The following is a 16,651-nucleotide window of genomic DNA, read 5'->3' as shown; positions in this document are numbered from 1 at the left end:
TCAGCTGACGCGCGCCGGGAGCAGCGCGCGCAGGTACTTCTTGACCTGGCGCTTCTGCACGGCGCGGAGCACCGGCGTGCCGAGGCGGTAGAGAGCCGAGGAGGGGCGGGAGAAGACGCGGATGACGAGCCAGACCGAGTCGTCGGCGCGCTTCTCGACGACGAACGACTCCTCGCCGCTCTCGGGGTGGCCCTCGAGGGTGCCGTAGGCGAAGCCGACCTGGTCGGGTTCGTCGACCACGTAGACCACGCGCACCGGCGCGTCGACCGTGCGGCCCAGGAGGGTGATCTTGAGCACGGCGGTGACGCCCGCGGTGATGTAGGGGGTGCCGTCGGGCGCGAAGTGCTCCTCGGTGGGGCGGCTCGCGAGGTCGATGGGGGTGCCGGCGGAGTCGAAGTTGACGCCGGTGTACTGCACGCCGCTGCCGCTCGTGATGTCGGTGACCGCGATGCCGCTGCCGCGCTGCACGCCCCAGGTCATCAGCGACGCCGTGGTGATCGCGAAGCGCTCGGCTCCGGAGCCGAGGCGGGCCTCGAAGCGCTCGGCGGTGAAGCCGTCGGGCGGGTACTCGAGGAGGTCGGGTGCGAGGGTGCCGCCGACGGCCGCGTAGGTGACCTGGGGCTGGCCCTCGAAGCTGGAGCGGCGGATGCTCATTTCTTGTCCTTCGTCTCGACGTCGCCCGAGAGCGCGGCGATGAACGCCTCCTGGGGGACCTCGACGCGGCCGACCATCTTCATGCGCTTCTTGCCCTCCTTCTGCTTCTCGAGGAGCTTGCGCTTGCGGGTGATGTCACCGCCGTAGCACTTGGCGAGGACGTCCTTGCGCATCGCGCTGATCGACTCGCGGGCGATGATGCGGGCGCCGATCGCGGCCTGGATCGGCACCTCGAACTGCTGCCGCGGGATGAGCTTGCGCAGGCGCCCCGTCATCAGCACGCCGTAGGCGTAGGCCTTCTCGCGGTGCACGATCGCGCTGAACGCGTCGACCTGCTCGCCCTGCAGCAGGATGTCGACCTTGACCAGGTCGGCCTCCTGCGAGCCGGCGGGCTCGTAGTCGAGGGAGGCGTATCCCGCGGTCTTCGACTTGAGGTTGTCGAAGAAGTCGAAGACGATCTCGCCGAGCGGCATGTGGTAGCGGATCTCGACGCGGTCCTCGCCCAGGTACTCCATGCCGATCAGTGTGCCGCGACGGCTCTGGCACAGCTCCATGATCGTGCCGACGTAGTCCTTCGGCGCGAGGATCGCGGCCTTGACGATCGGCTCGGTGACCGAGGCGATCTTGCCGACCGGGAACTCGCTCGGGTTCGTGACGGTGACGGTCTTCTTGTCCTCCGTCGTCACCTCGTAGATGACCGAGGGCGCCGTCGTGATCAGGTCGAGGCCGAACTCGCGGTCGAGGCGCTCGGTCACGATCTCGAGGTGCAGGAGCCCGAGGAACCCGCAGCGGAAGCCGAAGCCGAGAGCGACGGAGGTCTCGGGCTCGTAGACGAGCGCGGCGTCGGAGAGCTTGAGCTTGTCGAGCGCCTCGCGGAGGTCGGGGTAGTCGCTGCCGTCGATCGGGTAGAGACCCGAGAAGACCATCGGCAGCGGCTCGGTGTAGCCGGGCAGCGCCTCGGTCGCGGGCTTGGACGCCGTGGTGACCGTGTCGCCGACCTTCGACTGGCGCACGTCCTTCACGCCGGTGATCAGGTAGCCGACCTCGCCGACCCCGAGGCCCTTGGTCGACGTCGGCTCGGGGTTCGACACTCCGATCTCGAGGATCTCGTGCGTGGCGCGCGTCGACATCATCTGGATCTTCTCGCGCGGCGAGAGCTGACCGTCGATCATCCGGACGTAGGTGACGACGCCGCGGTAGGAGTCGTAGACCGAGTCGAAGATCATCGCGCGGGCGGGGGCGTCCTTGCGGCCCTGGGGCGCCGGGACGAGCTCGGTGACGCGGTCGAGCAGCGCCTCCACTCCGACACCGGTCTTGCCCGAGACGCGCAGCACGTCGGAGGGGTCGCCGCCGATGAGGCTCGCGAGCTCGGCCGCGTACTTCTCGGGGTCGGCGGCGGGCAGGTCGATCTTGTTGAGCACAGGGATGATCGCCAGGTCGTTCTCGAGCGCCAGGTAGAGGTTCGCGAGGGTCTGCGCCTCGATGCCCTGGGCGGCGTCGACGAGGAGGATCGCGCCCTCGCACGCGGCGAGCGAGCGGCTCACCTCGTAGGAGAAGTCGACGTGGCCGGGGGTGTCGATCATGTTCAGGGCGAAGGTCCGGCCCTCGTGCTCCCACGGCATGCGGACGGCCTGCGACTTGATCGTGATGCCGCGCTCGCGCTCGATGTCCATCCGATCGAGGTACTGCGCGCGCATCGCCCTGTCCTCGACCACGCCGGTGATGCCGAGCATCCGGTCGGCGAGCGTCGACTTGCCGTGGTCGATGTGGGCGATGATGCAGAAGTTGCGGATGGACGCCGGATCGGTCGCGGCGGGCTCGAGGGCGGTGTGTGCACGTGGGGACATCGTGGGTCCAGTGTCCCATGCTCCGGCCGGGCCGCCCCGCGGAGAGGGGCTAGAGGTCGAGGCCGTAGGTGCGGGTCGGCTCCACGCCGGGCGGGTTCTCGCGCTCGGGGAGGCGCACGAAGCCCATCCGCTCGTAGAGGGCGTGCGCCGTCGTCATGTCGCTGCCGCTGTTCATCACCACGCGCTCGAGGCCACGCTCGGAGGCGAGCATCACGACGAACCGGGTGAGGAGGCGGCCGAGACCGCGCCCCCGCGCCTCCGGAGCGACCGCGAGCAGGCGCCAGTCGAGCTCGCCCGGCCGGCCGAGCTCGTAGAGGTTGCGGCCCGAAGCGGCGGTGGTCACGGTGGCGACGACGCGTCCGTCGCGATCCTCCGCGACCCACACCTCGCCCTCGCGGTCGTGCCGGGCGACGTCCGCGACATCGGCGGCGTACTCCTCCCCCAGCTCGTAGTCGTGCGCGTAGGCTCCGAGACGGAGGCGGGACACCTCGTCGTACTCGCTCGCCCGCACCCGGCGGACGAGGACGTCGTCGGTGCTCACGCGGGCGCGGGGAGGGTTCGGAGGCCGTGCTCGATGTCGGCCGGGTCGGCGGCGAGGCAGATGCGGATCCAGCCCTCCCCCGTGCGGCCGAACGCGCTGCCCGGCGCGACGGCGACCAGGGTCTCGAGGAGGAACGCCTCGGCCCAGCTCGCGACGTCGCCGTCGCTCGCGTGCGAGACGTCGACCCAGAGGTAGAAGGCGCCCTCGGGCTCGCGGAAGCGGATGCCGCGCTCGTCGAGCAGGGCGGTGGCGAGCCTCAGGTTCGCGAGGTAGTGCGCGGAGGCGGCGGCCACCGCGTCCTGCGGCCCGGTCAGCGCCGCGAGGGCCGCGCGCTGGTCGGGCGTCGCGACGCAGCTGATGGCCGCCTCCTGCACGGTGACCATGGTCTTCGTCATACCCGGAGGCGTGACGAGGTAGCCGACGCGGACGCCCGTCATCGCGTAGGTCTTCGAGAGCGAGAAGACGCTGAAGACGCGGTCCTCGTCGTGACCGAGCTCCTCCGCGAGGGCCGCGAGACTCACGTGCGGGCGGCCGTAGGTGAAGTACTCGTAGACCTCGTCGCTGATGACCCAGAGGTCGTGGCGGCGGGCGAACTCGAGGAGGCGCTCGAGGAGCGGGCGCGGGAAGACGACTCCGAGCGGATTCGACGGGCTGTTGATGATGATGACGCGCGTGCGGTCGGTGACGATGCGCTCGAGCTCGTCGAGATCGGGGAAGAAGCCGTTCTCCGGCCGCAGCGTGTAGGGCACGGGGACGGCGCCGATCATCCGGGCGTTCATGGTGAAGGTCGTGTAGCCGGGATCGGGGAGGAGGACCTCGTCGCCCGCGCCGAGCGTGAGGGTCATCGCCTGGTAGAGCGCCTGCGTGCCGCCGATCGTGAGCCAGACCTGCTCGACGTCGACGTGGACGCCGTTGTCGCGGGCCAGCTTGTCGACGATCGCGCGCCGCAGCTCGAGGATGCCGCCGTTCGGTCCGTAGTTCGTGTCGTCGGCGGCCCACGCTGCGCGCGCCGCCTCGATGATGTGCGGAGCGAGCGGCACGTCGGGCTCGCCGACAGCGAGGAAGGTGACGCCCTCGAGGCGGAGGGCGATCTCGAAGAGTCGGCGGATGCCCGAGGGCGGCACCGCGGGGATGTGATCGGCGAGTCGTGGCATCGCTGGCCAGAGTACTGCGGGCGCTCGTGCGCGGGACGCCTCACGGGTGCGCCCCCGCCCGCGTGTCGCGTCCCGGAGCGGCCGCTCGCGGAACCGGCCGTGGCACGAGCACGATGCAGTTGAAGGGCGGCCCCGGGTGCGCTAAAGTTCCTTGTTGGCTTGCGCTCCCCTCCGGTCTGCCGGAGTCGTGGAGCGATCAGAAGCCGGCGACCTCCAGTCGCACCGCACGGCGATCGATCCGACGCCTGCGGAAGGGGCACTCCGTCGAGTAGCCGGCTGCACACACGCACATCCGAGAAGAAGGTAATCCACGTGGCAAACATCAAGTCGCAGATCAAGCGCAACCTCACCAACAAGAAGGCGAACGAGCGCAACAAGGCCGTGAAGAGCGAGCTGAAGACCGCCGTCCGCGCGGTCCACACCGCCATCGCCGCCGGCGACTCCGAGAAGGCCGCCACCGCGCTCGCCTTCGCCGCGAAGAAGCTCGACAAGGCCTCGAGCAAGGGCGTCATCCACAAGAACCAGGCCGCGAACCGCAAGTCGGCCATCGCGAAGCAGGTCGCGGCGCTGTAATACTGCGCGTCACTGCGACGAAGAAAGGGTCCGGCCTCTGGCCGGGCCCTTTCTTCGTCTCCGCTCCGCGTCGACGGACTCCTCGTTCCTCGTCGTCCGTCGCGCAGTCGGCTTCCCGGGATGGGGCGTTGGCAGGAGCGGGGTGCGTACCGGGTACGACGATCCGCTCACACGCGGATCGCCGGTGACCCGGCGTTTCCGTCGACAGGCTCCTCGTTCCTCGTCGCCTGTCGCGCAGTCGGGCTGTGCTTCGTCAGGACCGCGCTGCGCACGGTCCTGACGAAGGGCTCCTCGTTCCTCGTCGTCCGTCGCGCAGTCGGCTTCCAGAGATGGTCGCGCGGGGAGGAGCGGGGGTGCGTACGGGTACGACGATCCGCTCACACGCGGATCGCCGGTGACCCGGCGTTTCCGTCGACAGACTCCTCGTTCCTCGTCGCCTGTCGCGCAGTCGGCTTCCCGAGAGGGGCGCGCTGGCAGGAGCGGGGTGCGTACCGGGTACGACGATCCGCTCGAACGCGGATCGCCGGTGACCCTCGACCTTTCGGTTGAGCATGCTGGTCGAGTAGCCCCGCGTCGGCGGAACTCGATGCGTCGCTCCGTGGGCCGCTCGATCAGGAGGCACCGGACGACCGGCAGCTAGACGCCGCGGGCGGAGACGACCGAGACCATGCGCTCGAGGGCGTAGACGGGGTCGCGGGTGGCGCCCTTGACGTTGGCGTCGGCGTCGGCGACCGTCTCGATGGCGGTGCCGAGGCCGTCGCCGGTCCAGCCCTGCAGGTCGCGGCGGGCGCGGTCGACCTGCCAGGGGGCGAGGCCGAGCCGGGAGGCGATCTGCCCGGAGCCCTCACGGGAGCCGGCGACCTTGGCCATGGTGCGCAGCTTGCTGGCGAAGGCGGCGACGATCGGGACCGGGTCGGCTCCCGAGGCGAGCGCGTGGCGGAGGCCGAGGAGCGCCTCCCCGTGCCGACCGGCGATCGCGGAGTCGGCGACGCTGAACGCGGTCGTCTCGACGCGGCCGCCGTAGTACTTCGCGACCGTCGCCTCCGTGATCTCGCCCGCGGCATCGGAGATGAGCTGCTGACAGGCCGAGGCGAGCTCGTCGAGGTCGTCCGAGAAGGCCGAGACCAGGGCGCGGATCGCGCCGGTCGTCGCCGTGCGGCCCGCGGTGCGGAACTCGGCGACCGTGAAGTCGATCTTGTCGCTCTCGCGCTTGAGCTCGGCGCAGACGATCTCGACGCCTCCCCCGCTGCCCGCCCGGATCGCGTCGAGGAGCTTCTTGCCCCGGTTGCCGCCGCCGTGCCGGAGCACGAGGGTCGTGCCGTCGGCGGGAGTGGCGAGGTAGTCGAGGGTCTCGAGGAGGAACGCATCGGTGCACTTCTCGACGTTCGAGACGCGGATGAGGCGGGGCTCGTCGAAGAGGGACGGGCTGGCGAGCGTGATCAGCTCGCCGGGCGCGTAGCCGCCGGCGTCGATGTCGCTGACCTCGAGACTCGGGTCCTCTGCGCGGAGGAACTCGCGGAGGAACCGCAGCGCGCGGTCGGCGAGGAACTGCTCGGGGCCGGTGATCAGCACGATCGGGGCGGGCCTGGTCTCGTTCCACGCGAGTTGCGGGATCGCGGCCTTCGAGGGCGCCGCCTTCGCGCGCGCCGGTGCCCTGCCTGCCATTCGATCGTCCTTCCGTGCCCTGCCGCTGCGTCCGCGCTCACACCCTACGGTCCGCCGGCGACCGCGCGTCTCGCACCGCTCGGCACGACGCGTCGCTCATCGTCTACCGCGAGAACGACGGTACCGCCGACGTCCGACAACGACTCCGTGGTCGAAGGGGGACGCCTGGGGCCGCCGGTCACGGCCGCAGCGGAGCGGAGCCCCGACGGCGGACCCCTGGACTCGATCGTCGGGCCGCAGGAGGCGCGAGGCTGCGGCAGAATCTCGGGAGAACGACCTCCGCGGATCCGGCGTGCTCCGCGCGCTCCGAGCGATGGCGGAGGTCTGCACGCGAGCGACGGACGACGGGGGACGCAGATGACACCGGTGGACTGGGCAGAACGGCGGGCCGCCTACGACGCGTCGTCCATCGACTGGGGTCGTCTGAGGACGTATGCGGCGAGGGTGGCCGGAGAACTCCGAGCTCGGGACCCGCAGTCCGGCGACTGGCTCCTCGACAGGAGGCACTGGACGAAGACCGAGAAGAACCGCCACTTCACCGAGGTCAGCACGACGCGCACGTCCTACCTCCTGACGACCGGTGGTGAGCTCGTCGGCGAGATCGAGTCGTGGACGGAGCATCACAGCCCCGGGTGGAGCACGACGCCGCACGAGACCCGTCGCTTCCCGCTGGACGAGTGGGCCGTGACCCTCTTCGACTTCGATCGGCGGAATCATCGCTCGAGGAGCGGCGCCGTCGAGGTCGAAGCGAACGACGGCCGGAGCGAGAAGCTGCTCGTGAGGGCGAAGGGCGTGGGCCTGTCGATGCGGCTCAAGAAGCTGCTCGACGGCTGAGTCACGGGTCGCTCGACCACACGGTCACTCCGTCGCCGCGCGAGGACAGCGCGACCGTGCCCTCCACATCGGTCCTCAGCGTCTCGACTCCGCGCTCCTCGAGCAGGGCCAGCAACGACGGGTTCGGGTGACCGTAGTCGTTGTCCGCACCCACCGAGATCAGCCCGATCCGCGCGCCCAGCGCGTCGTACAGCGCCGGCGCCTGGTCCGAGGATCCGTGATGGGCGACCTTGACTACGTCGACCCGTCCGACGTCGAGGCGGGCGACCCGGCCCTGCTCCTCGGCTCCGAGATCGCCGAGCAGGGCGACGGAGAGGGGCGCACCGACTCGGTCAGCGTTGATGTCGACCCGGAGGGTGACGCTCGCCGGATTGCCGGTCAGCGACGTCCCCTGCTCCGGCCACTCCACCCTCCAGCGCAGTGAACCGAGCGACCCCGAGTCGCCGCGCACCGCCTCGCGCACGGTCGCGCCGCCCCGCTCGAGCGCACTCCGGTCCCCCTCGTCCTCGGCGTCGGAGGACGGGCCGACGAGAGCCGTGTCGACCCGCCCGACGGCCGCATCGAGTCCGCCGACGTGGTCGAGGTCGTAGTGCGTGAGGATGAGGAGCGCGACGCGGTCGACGCCGAGGAGCCGGAGGCAGACGTCGAGCGGCTCCGGGAGCGGGCCCGTGTCGACGAGGAGCACGCCGGCGTCTCCGCGGAGGAGCAGCGCGTCGCCCTGCCCGACATCGCACATCGCGATCCGCCAGTCGGCGGGGACGGCCGCCGACCGCAGGAGGGGCGTCGCGACCGTCGACGCTCCCCCGACGACCAGCGCGCCCGCGAGCGCGAGCGCCGCCACACGACGCAGCGGCGCCCCTCGGGGCGATCGCGTGACGAGGAGCAGCGCGAGCACCGTCAGCACGCTCAGCGCCAGCACCCCTTCGGCGCCCGGCCACCAGGCGAGGCGGGGCGAGGGCCAGGAGGCGACCGCGCGCGCGATCGACGCGATCCACCAGGCGGGTACCGCTGCGAGGCCGATCGCCACGTCGGCCGCATCCGGCCACCACGGCGCGAGCAGGCAGCCGATGAGACCCAGTCCGGTCGCCGCGGGAGCCGCCGGCTCGGCGAGCAGGTTGGCGAGGACTCCGTAGACCGGCACCGAGGGGTCGACCAGCAGGACCACCGGCTGGCAGACGAGCTGCGCGGCCGTCGGCACGGCGATGAGGAGGGCGAGCGGTCGCGGCAGCAGATCGCCGAGACGACGCGCGATCGGCTCCGCGAACAGGAGGAGCCCCGCCGTGGCCAGGACCGACAGGACGAAGCCCAGCCGTCCCGCGATGCTCGGATCGAGCACCACGAGCACGACGACGCTCGCGAGGAGCGAGGGGACGGCCGCTCCTGACCGGCGACCGAGCCGAGCGAGCAGGACCACCGTCGCCATGGTCGCTGCTCGCACGACGCTCGGCTCCGGGGTGACCAGCACGACGAAGGCGCCGAGCGCCAGGAGCGCCGCCCAGGTCCGGAGGCGGCGACCGGCCCCGAGCAGCGCCGCGACGACCCAGCCCGCCACGACCACCACGGCGCAGTTCGCCCCCGACACGGCGGTGAGGTGCGTCAGCGACGCCGTCCGCATGTCCTCCTCGAGGCCTGCGTCGAGGGCGGAGGTGTCTCCGGTGGCGAGCCCCGGCAGCAGTCCCGCGACGTCGCCTCCGAGCCGGCCCGCGCGCTCGAGGAACGTCGACCGCAGCAGTTCGGCGACGGCGGAGACGCCCGTCGGCGGCGACCGCTGAGCGACGGTCGAGGCGGTCAGCAGCGTGCTCTCGCCGACCAGGCGCTCGTCGGCACCTCCCCCGTCGGCCCTCGCCTCGAGCACCAGTTCGGAGGCGACCGGCAGTCGTCCGCCGGGGTCGGCGAGGAACACGCGCACCGGCGCGTCGATCGGGTCGCCGTCGATCCGGAGTGCCGTGGCGTCGAACCAGACCCCGCCCGTGGCGAGCGGCCGCGCCGCCGTCTGGACGCGGACCACCGCCGTGAACTCCGCTCGAGACTCCGCCGCCTCGACCAGCGACTCGGGATGCCGGTGCTCGGTCGACAGCGAGACGGCGCTGACCGCGAGAGCCGCTCCGGCGAGCGCGACGACGGCGGCCGCGAGGATGCTCGACGCTGCCCGATGACGCAGCGCGACGGCCGCGCCGAGCATCAGCGCCACGGCCAGCCAGCCCGCACCGGCGAGTGCGACGCCCCACTCGAGAGCCGCCGAGATCGGGAGGAGCCCTGCCAGAGCCGCCGCGGCCCAGGTGGTGAGAGCGGCGGGCAGGAGGCGGAGGTCGTGACTCCGGATCCCGGTCACGGCGCGACCATATCGCGGAAGGCCTCGAGCGTCTTCTCGCCGATCCCCGGCACCTCGAGCAGCTGGTCGACGGAGGTGAACGGGCCGTTCGCCTCGCGGTAGGCGATGATCTTCGCCGCGGTCGACGGACCGATCTCGGGCAGCTCCTCGAGCTGCGCGGCCGTCGCGGTGCTGAGACTGACGACGGAGCCCGCGCCTGCTCCGGCCCCGCCCGGCACAGCGCCGGCCGCCGGCGCCGCCCCCTGCGCCGGCACCAGGATCTGCTCGCCGTCGACCAGCCGCCGAGCGAGGTTCACCCCGGCGCGCTCTGCGCCGTCGGTGAAGCCCCCCGCGGCGGCGAGGGCGTCGGCGACCCTCGCGCCCGCATCGAGCAGGTAGAGGCCCGGGGTCGCGACCTCGCCCGCGACGTGAACGTAGAGCATCTCGCCCTCGGCGCCCTCGCCGCCGGCACCCTCGCCATCGCCATCGCCACTCTCACCGCCGGCACCCTGCACCGTCGGAGCTGCCGTGCTGCCCTCCTCGGCCGGCGCGAGCACCCTCGTGCGCCCGCTCGCCTGCGCCCCCGCGAGCAGCACCGCGACGACCGCCGCGGCGAGGACGAGCACGACGGCGGCGCCGAGTGGGAGGCGCCAGCGCGGTCGGGACCGGCGCGAGCGCCGCACGAGCGCGGGAGGCACCTCGGTCCCGGTCCCGCCCTGCTGCTGCATCCGAGAACGGTAGGAGGCGCAGGACCGCACCCGCGGACGGCGGCGCCCGATCCGTGGACGCCGAAGGGGCCCCTCCGCTGTGGAGGAGCCCCTTCGGGACCGACTACGCCGGCTTCGTCACCAGGTTCACCAGGCGCGGAGCCCGCACCACGGCCGTGACGACCTCGCGGCCCTGCAGCGCGCGAGCGACGCCGGCCGCCGCCCGCGCTTTCTGCTCGAGCTCGTCCGACGAGATCTTCGGCGACACCTCGAGGCGGTCGCGGACCTTGCCGTCGACCTGGAGGATCGCGGTGACCTTCTCCTCGACGAGGAGCGACGGATCGGCCTTGCGCCACAGGACGTGCGCCACCGTGCCCTGGTAGCCCAGGCGGCTCCACATGTCCTCGGCCGTGTACGGCGCGAACAGGTTGAGCGCCATGGCGATGACCTCGGTCGCCTCGCGCACGGCGGGGTCGCCCGCGCCGGCTCCGGAGTCGATCGTCTTGCGGGTGGCGTTGACGAGCTCCATCAGGCGCGCGACGACCACGTTGAACTTGAACGCCTCGATCAGCGACGGCGACTCGGCGAGGAATCGGTGCGTCTGGCGGCGGAGAGCGGCGTCGCCGTTCTTCCACTCGACGTCGGGCTTCGAGGTGACGTCCTTCGCGAGGCGCCAGGCGCGCGCGAGGAACTTCGCGCTGCCCGAGGGCGACACGTCGGCCCAGTCGATGTCGTCCTCCGGCGGGCCGGCGAACGCCATCGTCAGGCGCACGGCGTCGACGCCGAACTCGTCCAGCTGGTCCGACAGGCGGACGATGTTGCCCTTCGACTTCGACATCGCCGCGCCGTCCATCTGCACCATGCCCTGGTTGAGCAGCGCCGTGAACGGCTCGGTGAACGAGACGTAGCCGAGGTCGAAGAGCACCTTGGTGATGAACCGCGCGTACAGCAGGTGCAGGATCGCGTGCGTGACGCCTCCGACGTACTGGTCGACCGGTGCCCACTTCTCGGCGAGCTTCGGGTCGAACGCCTGCGAGTCGTCCTTCGGCGAGAGGAACCGGAGGAAGTACCACGACGAGTCGACGAAGGTGTCCATCGTGTCGGGGTCGCGGCGGGCCGGCGTGCCGTCGTTCGGGTTCGTGACGTTCACCCAGTCCTCCGCCGCACCCAGCGGCGACGAGCCCTTCGGCTGCAGGTCGAGCCCGTCGGTCGAGGGCAGCACCACCGGCAGCTGATCCTCGGGGACCGGGATCAGCTCGCCGTCGGCACCGTGGATGATGGGGATCGGCGTTCCCCAGTAGCGCTGACGCGAGATCAGCCAGTCGCGGAGGCGGTAGTTCTTGGCCGAGCGGCCGCGACCGCGCTCCTCCAGCAGCTTGATGACGCGCTCGATCGCGGTGCGCTTGGAGAGCCCGTCGAGGGGGCCCGAGTTGATCAGGCGGCCGTCGCCGGTCAGCGCCTCGCCGGTGACGACGGGGTCGACGGAGTAGCGCTTCTCGAGCTCGGCGAGCTCCTCCGGATCCTCGGGGATCACCGGGATCGCGCCGGTGACGGGAGCCGTGGTGTCGACGACGACCCGCACGGGAAGGTCGAAGGCGCGGGCGAAGTCGAGGTCGCGCTGGTCGTGCGCGGGCACGGCCATCACCGCGCCGTGGCCGTAGTCGGACAGCACGTAGTCGGCGGCCCAGATCGGCAGGCGCTCGCCGTTGACCGGATTCACGGCGTAGCGGCCGAGGAAGACGCCGGTCTTCGGGCGGTCGACCGTCAGCCGCTCGATCTCGCTCGACTTCTGCACCTTCTCGAGGTAGGTGCGGAACGCGTCGCGCACGTCCGGCTCGGCGTTCTCGACGAGCTCGGACGCCAGATCGGAGTCGGGAGCGACGACCATGAAGGTCGCCCCCCAGAGCGTGTCGGGACGGGTCGTGAAGACCGTGACCCGCTCGTCGCGGCCCTCGATCTCGAACTCGACGTCGGCGCCGATGGAGCGGCCGATCCAGTTGCGCTGCATCGCGATGACCTTCGACGGCCAGGAGCCCTCGAGCTGGTTCAGGTCGTCGAGCAGGCGGTCGGCGTAGTCGGTGATCTTGAAGTACCACTGCGTGAGCTTCTTCTTCACCACGACCGCGCCCGAGCGCTCGGAGGTGCCGTCGGCGAGGACCTGCTCGTTCGCGAGGACGGTCTGATCCACCGGGTCCCAGTTGACCCAGCTGTCCTTGCGGTAGGCAAGGCCCTTCTCGTACATCTTGAGGAACAGCCACTGGTTCCACTTGTAGTACTCGGGGTCGGAGGTGTGCAGGACGCGGTCCCAGTCGAAGGAGGCGGCGTAGCGCTTCATCGAGCGCTTCTGCTGCTCGATGTTGTCGTAGGTCCAGGAGACGGGGTTCAGGCCCCGCTTGATCGCCGCGTTCTCGGCGGGCAGGCCGAAGCTGTCCCAGCCGATCGGGTGCAGGACGTTGAAGCCCTGCTGGCGCCAGTAGCGGGCGATCACGTCGCCCAGCGCGTACGCCTCGGCGTGACCCATGTGCAGGTCTCCGGAGGGGTAGGGGAACATGTCGAGCACGTACTTGCGGGGGCGCTTGTCGCCCTCGGCGTCCGTCGCGAACGGGCGCGTCTCCTCCCAGATCGGGAGCCACTTCTCTTGGAGCGCTCGGAAGTCGTAGCGGTCCTCGTCGTGGGCGCCGGTGTGCGGGGAGGTCTCTTCTGCCACGGGTGTGTCTCACTTCTGAAGGGTGGGGATGGACGCGCGCGACACGGCGCCGGCGTCCGACGAACCACCCTACTGGCCTCTAGCGACCGGGCGACGAATCCTCCGCGTGCTCGGTGGCGACTCCGAGGACGGCGAGCAGAGCGCGGGCTTTGAGGCGCGTCTCCTCCACTTCCTCGAGGGGGTCGGAGAGGGCCGTGATGCCTCCTCCCGTGCCGATGCGGGCGCGATCGGAGTCGAGCACGAGGGTGCGGATGGTCATCGCGAGATCGAGCGATCCGTCGGAGCCGAGGCGTCCGAAGGCACCGGAGTAGACGCCCCGCGGTCCTCCCTCCCACTCGCGGAGCAGCTCGACGGCGCGGCGCTTGGGCGCCCCGGTCATCGAGCCGGCGGGGAACAGTGCGGCCAGCAGGTCCCCGACACCGACGCCGGCTCGGCGCCGCGCCGACACCTCGCTCACGAGCTGGTGCACGTGCGGGTAGCTCTCGATCTCGAGGAGGCGGTCGACCCTGACGGTCGACGGCTCGGCGATCCTCGCGAGGTCGTTCCGCACGAGGTCGACGATCATCACGTTCTCGGCCCGCTCCTTGACGCTCGCGAGCAGCTCCGCCCGCAGCCGGGCGTCGTCGTCGGGATCGCTCCCCCGCGGTCTCGTGCCCTTGATCGGATGCGTCGCGACACGTCCGTCGGTGTCGCCGCTCAGGAACCGCTCGGGCGACGCGCTGACGAGAGCCAGGTCGCCGACGCGGATCAGCCCGCCGTGGTGGCTCGGGCTCGACCGCCGGAGCCTGCGGTAGCACTCGGTGGGATCGAACCGCCCCTCGACCACGACCTCGGTGGTCAGGCACAGCTGGTAGGCGTCACCGGCCCGGATCGCGCGCTGGCAGCGGGCGATCAGGTCGGCGTAGTGAGCGGAGTCGTGGCGCCAGCTGACCTCCCCCGCCTGCTCGGCCGGCGCGGGCGACGCCGGGGCGTCGTCGGACGCGGCGAGCGCCGTCACCGCGTCGGCGAGGCGGTCCGCCTCCTCCCGGCGCTCCGCACTCGCCACGAGGCGCACGGTGCGCGCCGCGTGGTCGAACTCGAGCACGGGATCACCCCGGAGGAGCACCAGGGCGGGCGCGACCGCCCCCTGCACGGCCGGGAGGGCGACGAAGGTCGAGCCGGCCTCGTAGGACAGGAAGCCGTAGCGGCCGAGCGCGCGGTCACGGCCCGTCGACTCCGCCTCGACGAGCGCGAGGGCAGCGGCGGGATCGTCGCCCGCCCCGACGACGAGGGCCTCCGTGAGAGAGCTCGCGCCGAGGTAGGAGCGGCCCGCTGTCGCATCGATGCCGGAGTCGAGCCAGAACGAGGCGTCGCAGTCGCGGAAGAGGGCGAGGTGGACCCGCTCCGGATCGATCCACGGAAGGGGGACCTCGTGCGGGCCTTCCGGGAGTGCGCCGCCGACCACTGGGCTAGCGTAGGCCGTCGTGGACGGCGAGCAGGTGCGGGAGTGGAACGGGCAGCTGCTCGGTCCGCCTCTCGAGCCCGAACCGACTCCGCTCCTGGCCGCCGACTCCTGGCTGGTGACCGAGGGCCGCGTGCGCGGGCTCGATCTGCACCGCGAGCGCTTCCTCGCCGCGGTCTCAGCCGCGGACGGCCCGTCGGACGCGGGCACCTTCTTCGACGCGGCGGTGGCGGCACTCCCCCGGCAGGGCGATCTCTTCCCCCGCGTCGAGCTCGACGCCTCGGGTCTGCGCCTGCGGCTCCGGCCCGCTCCGCCGCGTTCGCGCACCGTCGTCCTCTGGACGAGCCCCGTCGATCCCCGGCGCGTTCCCGCGCACAAGGGTCCGGACATCGCGAGGCTGGCGCTCCTGCGCTCGCGGGCGATCGCGAACGGCGCCGACGAGGCCGTCATCCTCGACGGCGAGGGCGCGATCCTCGACGGGGCGACCAGCGCCGTGCTGTGGTGGCTCGGCGACTCCCTGGTCGTCCCGCCTCCGACGAGCACCCGGGTGCCGAGCGTCACGGCGCGCACGATCTCGGTCCTGGCCGGGGCGATGGGCGTCGACGTCCTCGAGGCGCCGACCGCGCCGGAGTCGCTCGACGGACGCGAGGTCTGGGTCGTCAACGCCCTGCACGGCGCCCGCCTGGCCACCTCGTGGGTCGGCGGACCGGCGCTCGCCGCGGAGCCCGGGAGGCTCGATGCGTGGCGCCTGCGCCTGGATGCGCTGCGGCGTCCGCTGCCCTGAGCAACGAACGGGACACGATGTCCGCCGCCGCCCCTGCCTCGTCCTGAGCTGTGGAAGAGTCCGGGAGACTGCTCCACCGACTCCCGAAGGACCCGCGATGACCCTCCTCCCCTCCGCCCGCTCCGTCGCCTCGGGAGCCGTCGCGCTCCTCGCGACCAGTGCCCTGCTCCTCGGCGCGACACCTGCGCTCGCCGAGGAGTCGTCGCCCGGCCCGCTCTCGTACTCGCACGACGCACCCGCGGCACAGGCGACCAGCGACTCGCCGGCCGTCGCCGAGGCGGAGGCCCAGCGAGCGGCCGAGACCTACTACAACGCACTCGCCCCGGGCGAGGAGCTCGCCGGTGGCGAGAGCATCGTGTCGACGAACGGCGCGTACACGTTCGTGATGCAGACCGACGGGAACGCCGTCACCTACGACCTGAGCGGCCGCGCGACCTGGAGCACCGGCACCCAGGGACGCGGCGATCACCTCGCGATGCAGACCGACGGGAACGTCGTGATCTACAGCGGCGAGGACCGCCCGGTGTGGAGCACAGGCACCGACGACGATCCGGAGGCTGTCCTCACGATCCAGGACGACGGCAACCTCGTCGTCTACCGTGCGGACGGATCGCCTGCCTGGGCGAGCAGCGTCGGGCGCACCATCGCGCCTCCGGCAGTGCGGAAGCTGGAGCCGGGGCAGACCCTGACGGCGGGAAAGCAGCTGACGTCGAACGACGCCGTCCACCGCGCGGTGATGCAGCGCGACGGCAACTTCGTCGTCTACGGCCCCGGCGGCGCTGTCTGGTCCTCGAAGACGTCGGGTGAGGGCAACCGGCTCGTCATGCAGAGCGACGGCAACGCGGTCATCTACCGAGCGAACGGCTCCGCGGCGTGGTCGTCCCGGACGGGTGGCAGCATCGGCGGGATCCTCGAGCTCCAGGACAACGGCAACCTGATCGTCTTCTGGGGTGACGCGCACATCTCGTGGAGCAGCCGCTCCGAGCTGCGCTTCGACACCCTGTACTCCCCCGACAGCCTCTACGCCGGCGAGCAGCTGACCTCGGCGGACGGATCCTGGCGCGCGGTGATGCAGGCGGACGGCAACTTCGTCGTGTACGGCTCCCGCGGGCCCACCTGGTCCACCGGGACCGGAGGGCTGCCCACCCAGCCCGACAGCTGGTCGCCGACCTTCTCCCTCGATGAGCGCGGCACCCTGAGTACCGCCAGCGCCTCCTTCTGGATCGCATCGCCGCGGTACTTCGTCAACGACGGACCCGCGGTCGCCCCCTTCCGGCTGGTGATGCAGAACGACGGCAACCTCGTCGAGTACGACGGCCGCGGTCGGGCCGCATGGGCCAGCCGCGGGCTCTGACCCTTCGACGCGATCGCCGGGATCCCCGGGCCGCTTCCGGGCCCGGGGATCCCTCCGTGTGTCGCCCCTCATCGCCGCC

Annotated in this window: 13 protein-coding genes; 4 read left to right on the top strand and 9 right to left on the bottom strand. The window is 71.7% G+C overall.

Annotated elements, in window-relative coordinates; genetic code table 11:
• The 4 genes from B9Y99_RS05730 to B9Y99_RS05715 are packed head-to-tail and all read right to left on the bottom strand — an operon-like array spanning position 1 to position 4,196.
• Positions 1–654: a DUF1990 domain-containing protein gene (locus B9Y99_RS05730; RefSeq protein ID WP_244274778.1), complete on the bottom strand. Its 654-nt coding sequence runs from the start codon at positions 652–654 to the stop codon at positions 1–3.
• Positions 651–2,501 (bottom strand): translation elongation factor 4, encoded by a 1,851-nt coding sequence (gene lepA, locus B9Y99_RS05725; protein WP_085475575.1) that lies wholly within the window; start codon positions 2,499–2,501, stop codon positions 651–653. Before lepA ends, B9Y99_RS05730 begins: the two co-directional genes overlap by 4 nt.
• A gap of 49 nt (positions 2,502–2,550) precedes the next feature.
• Positions 2,551–3,042: a GNAT family N-acetyltransferase gene (locus B9Y99_RS05720; protein ID WP_085475574.1), complete on the bottom strand. Its 492-nt coding sequence runs from the start codon at positions 3,040–3,042 to the stop codon at positions 2,551–2,553.
• The gene (locus tag B9Y99_RS05715; RefSeq protein ID WP_085475573.1) at positions 3,039–4,196 is read right to left on the bottom strand and encodes a pyridoxal phosphate-dependent aminotransferase; all 1,158 of its coding nucleotides are present in this window, start codon (positions 4,194–4,196) and stop codon (positions 3,039–3,041) included. Before B9Y99_RS05715 ends, B9Y99_RS05720 begins: the two co-directional genes overlap by 4 nt.
• Positions 4,197–4,508: 312 nt before the next feature.
• On the opposite strand from B9Y99_RS05715, the gene rpsT reads away from it, so the two are divergent.
• The gene (rpsT, locus tag B9Y99_RS05710; RefSeq protein WP_085475572.1) at positions 4,509–4,769 is read left to right on the top strand and encodes a 30S ribosomal protein S20; all 261 of its coding nucleotides are present in this window, start codon (positions 4,509–4,511) and stop codon (positions 4,767–4,769) included.
• 636 nt (positions 4,770–5,405) lie between these two features.
• Here rpsT and holA read toward each other — a convergent pair.
• The gene (gene holA, locus B9Y99_RS05705; protein WP_085475571.1) at positions 5,406–6,434 is read right to left on the bottom strand and encodes a DNA polymerase III subunit delta; all 1,029 of its coding nucleotides are present in this window, start codon (positions 6,432–6,434) and stop codon (positions 5,406–5,408) included.
• A 366-nt stretch (positions 6,435–6,800) separates the two neighbouring features.
• Between holA and B9Y99_RS05700 the strand changes: the two genes are divergently transcribed.
• Entirely contained in the window at positions 6,801–7,268 is a 468-nt protein-coding gene (locus tag B9Y99_RS05700; RefSeq protein ID WP_129587909.1) for a hypothetical protein, read from the top strand.
• A 1-nt stretch (position 7,269) separates the two neighbouring features.
• On the opposite strand, the gene B9Y99_RS05695 is transcribed toward B9Y99_RS05700, so the two are convergent.
• The 4 genes from B9Y99_RS05695 to pabB form a co-directional block, all read right to left on the bottom strand.
• Positions 7,270–9,600, bottom strand: a complete 2,331-nt coding sequence (locus tag B9Y99_RS05695; protein WP_085475569.1) for a ComEC/Rec2 family competence protein — start codon at positions 9,598–9,600, stop codon at positions 7,270–7,272.
• Positions 9,597–10,307: a ComEA family DNA-binding protein gene (locus tag B9Y99_RS05690; RefSeq protein WP_085475568.1), complete on the bottom strand. Its 711-nt coding sequence runs from the start codon at positions 10,305–10,307 to the stop codon at positions 9,597–9,599. Before B9Y99_RS05690 ends, B9Y99_RS05695 begins: the two co-directional genes overlap by 4 nt.
• 103 nt (positions 10,308–10,410) lie before the next feature.
• A complete protein-coding gene (gene leuS, locus B9Y99_RS05685; RefSeq protein WP_085475567.1) occupies positions 10,411–12,993 on the bottom strand; it encodes a leucine--tRNA ligase in 2,583 nt (860 codons plus the stop codon).
• Positions 12,994–13,072: 79 nt separating this feature from the next.
• The gene (gene pabB, locus B9Y99_RS05680; RefSeq protein ID WP_085475566.1) at positions 13,073–14,437 is read right to left on the bottom strand and encodes an aminodeoxychorismate synthase component I; all 1,365 of its coding nucleotides are present in this window, start codon (positions 14,435–14,437) and stop codon (positions 13,073–13,075) included.
• A 19-nt stretch (positions 14,438–14,456) separates the two neighbouring features.
• Here pabB and B9Y99_RS05675 point away from each other — a divergent pair, with 19 nt between their 5' ends.
• Both B9Y99_RS05675 and B9Y99_RS05670 read left to right on the top strand, forming a co-directional pair.
• Positions 14,457–15,218 (top strand): aminotransferase class IV, encoded by a 762-nt coding sequence (locus B9Y99_RS05675; RefSeq protein WP_085475565.1) that lies wholly within the window; start codon positions 14,457–14,459, stop codon positions 15,216–15,218.
• Between the two features lie 97 nt (positions 15,219–15,315).
• Entirely contained in the window at positions 15,316–16,572 is a 1,257-nt protein-coding gene (locus tag B9Y99_RS05670) for a hypothetical protein (RefSeq protein ID WP_129587908.1), read from the top strand.
• Positions 16,573–16,651 lie beyond the last annotated feature (79 nt).

This window comes from Rathayibacter oskolensis, assembly GCF_900177245.1.
Classification (GTDB): domain Bacteria; phylum Actinomycetota; class Actinomycetes; order Actinomycetales; family Microbacteriaceae; genus Rathayibacter; species Rathayibacter oskolensis.
Note: the sequence above shows the minus strand (reverse complement) of the source record. Positions and strands in the feature narration are given on the sequence as shown.